We start from the raw sequence: 2,077 nt of genomic DNA, 5'->3' as shown, positions 1-2,077 counted from the left end.
TCAGCGCAGCAGATCGCCCGCCAGCAGTTGACCCAGGGGTTGACCGGCGCGGTGATTATCGCCTCCTACGACCCGCAGAACCCCAACAGCGCCGCCACGGGCCAAATGGCGGCTGTCATCGGCCAGCTGCTAACCATGCGCTACAGCCGCGAGCACGAGCTGCAGGCCGATCGGCTGGGCGTGCGCTTCATGGCCCAGGCCGGCTACGATCCGCGCCGGCTGATCGAAGTTATGCAAATCTTGGCCGAAGCCGGCGGTTCGGGGCCGCCGGAATTCTTCAGCACCCACCCCAACCCGGAGAATCGCGTTAGCGCCATTCAGGAGGCCATCCAGGCCGAGTTTCCAAACGGCGTGCCGGAAGGGTTAATTCAGTGATTGACCGGGTCGTTGGTCGCCAGTCGCTAGCTTCCAGATTGATGACCAACGGCCAACGACCATGCACAAGGAGAGTCACATGATCGTCAAATTCATTGATCTGCTGATCCAGACCTTCAAGGATTGGAGCGAGGACAAGGCGTCCCGTCTGGCGGCGGCGCTGGCTTACTACACCGTCTTCTCCATCCCGCCACTGCTAGTGGTGGCTATCGGCATCGCCAGCCTGTTCACCGACCGCGCCACCATTGAGACCCAGGTGGTCAACCAGGCCAGTAGCCTGATGGGCCAGCAGGGCGGCGAGGCCATTCAAACCATCCTGCAATCAGCCGAAGAGCCGGGCGACGGCGAGTTGTTGCCTACGCTGTTCGGCGTGGCCTTGCTCATCTTTGGCGCGTCGGGCGTCTTCACGCAGTTGCAAGATGCGATGAACACTATCTGGGAGGTCAGGCCTGATCCGAAGCGGGGCTTTCTCTCCAAGATCAAAGATCGCTTCTTCTCCTTCTCCATGGTGCTGGTGATCGGCTTCATTCTGCTAGTGTCGCTAATGCTCAGCACTGTCCTGGCTGCGTTTGGCGGCTACGTCGGCGGGTTGGTATCGGACGCGGAGATCCTGTTGTGGATTCTCAACTTTATCATCTCCTTTGGCGTCTATACCCTGCTGTTTGCCCTCATGTTCAAGACCATTCCCGACGTGGAGATGACGTGGCGCGACGTTCTGGTCGGCGCGGCCCTGACCGCGGTGCTCTTCAAGCTGGGCGAATATGCGCTCAGTTTCTACTTCGAGCGAAGCGATCCCACCTCGGCCTTTGGCGCGGCCGGCTCCATTATCCTACTGCTGCTGTGGGTTTACTACTCGGCGCAAATTCTCTTTTTCGGGGCGGAGTTCACTGAGGTCTACACCAAGGAGTATGGTTCCGGGATGCGGCCCCAGCCGGGCGCTATCCCCGTCACTGAAGAAGCGCGCGCCCAGCAGGGTATTCCCCACCGGGAACACGTTGACCAATCGCGCCGGGCGCACAAGGCGGCACAGCGCCATTAGCAATAGACCTCTGAGGTTTGCCGCAAACCTCAGAGGTCTTGAGGGGTAAACCCATGAGAACCTTAATCGCTACCTATTCCAGCGCCGAACCGACTAAGGCGGTTCTGGAGGCCGTGCGCCAGTCCGGTCAGGACGGTAACCGAGTTCTGCTTCTCGGCCGCGACGCCCAGGGTGAACCAGTTGGCCACTCTGGCCTGCAAAAGACGGTCGAGGGGGGCGAGGCGCGTTCGCTGCACGAGATGCGCGATGATAAGCTGCGACGACTGCTGGTCGCGGAGTACGGCGAGGGTCGGGCGGCGGAGATGCTCCAGGCGGCGCGCGACGGCCAGAATGTGATCATCGTCCACGCCGAAAATTACCTGCTGGAGGCAACACGGCAAGCGCTGCAGACCGGCAGCCCGGTCTCGCTGACCGATCAAGAACTCGCTTTCCAGCAGGATAGACACCCCTCGCCTCAACCCGAGACGGTGGATGCTTCGCCCCACACGGCCGATTTCTACTCGTCCCGCGAGCTTGATCCCACCCAACACACCTTCGACCGCGGCGTTGATTTCGACACCCGCCACTCCCTCTTTCACGATCACTACAACCAGACCTATGCCCCCAAGGGCTGGCCGTTCGAGCGGGTGGCCGAGGCGTACCAGTTCGGCGCGGCGATGGGCG

3 protein-coding genes are annotated in these 2,077 nt (G+C 61.4%); all 3 read left to right on the top strand.

Annotation, left to right across the window (positions count from 1 at the left end):
* Nucleotides 1-375: M48 family metalloprotease (locus tag ACE3UY_RS21770; RefSeq protein WP_374689576.1), on the top strand; the 375-nt coding region annotated here is incomplete at its 5' end.
* A 79-nt stretch (nucleotides 376-454) separates the two neighbouring features.
* Entirely contained in the window at nucleotides 455-1,414 is a 960-nt protein-coding gene (locus tag ACE3UY_RS21765; protein WP_374689575.1) for a YihY/virulence factor BrkB family protein, read from the top strand.
* 53 nt (nucleotides 1,415-1,467) lie between these two features.
* On the top strand, nucleotides 1,468-2,077 hold a 610-nt coding region (locus tag ACE3UY_RS21760), incomplete at its 3' end, for a hypothetical protein (protein WP_374689574.1).

Origin of the sequence: Promineifilum sp. (SeqCode), from assembly GCF_041918635.1 — a bacterium.
Classification (GTDB): Bacteria; Chloroflexota; Anaerolineae; order Promineifilales; family Promineifilaceae; genus Promineifilum.
Note: the sequence above shows the minus strand (reverse complement) of the source record. Positions and strands in the feature narration are given on the sequence as shown.